A 579-nucleotide genomic window follows, 5' to 3' on the forward strand; every position below is an offset into this window, starting at 1 on the left:
ATTTTCTTACAAGCATTTCTCTATTGTCCATTTGGAGGTAATAGTATGCTGCCTGAAGTTGGTAAGATTTTATACAGTACTGATTTGTCTAAAAGTTCGATGAAAGCTTTTGATCAGGCTGTTTATATAGCCAAAAAAACGGGTGCAGATATTTATATTTTGCATGTCGTCGAAAAAATGTCTAACGATGCAAAAATCACTCTTAAAACGTATGTAAATGATCCTGAAAGCAGACGCGAATTTTTAGAAGACCGAGTGCGGTTTGCTAAAGAAAAGCTGGAAGTGATTCAGAATGAATTTTGGGAAAGGCTGTCTCTTGAAGACCAAAATGTACGTCAGCAAATTAAGTCGATACAAGTTGTAGAAGCTTATCCTGCAGAATCTATTTTGAAAATTTCTCAAAAATTAGAAGTTGATCTTATTGTAATGGGTACTCATGAGAAGGGTGTGTTTCAAACCTTCTTGGGTAGTGTTGCTAAGAATGTGTTAAGCCACTCACATATCCCAATGTTGATAGTGCCTTTGCCGGAGCTTTAAAGCTTAGCTTACGACTCTTATGACTACGCGTTAATCTGCGTT

At 36.6% G+C, this 579-nt stretch carries 1 protein-coding gene; it reads left to right on the plus strand.

The window, feature by feature from the left end; genetic code table 11:
* A partial coding sequence (locus V6259_RS19550; RefSeq protein WP_341585955.1) for a universal stress protein occupies positions 1-537 on the plus strand: 537 nt, incomplete at its 5' end.
* Positions 538-579: the final 42 nt, after the last annotated feature.

Source organism: Marinomonas sp. TI.3.20 (assembly GCF_038155025.1).
In the GTDB taxonomy this organism is placed as follows: domain Bacteria; phylum Pseudomonadota; class Gammaproteobacteria; order Pseudomonadales; family Marinomonadaceae; genus Marinomonas; species Marinomonas flavescens.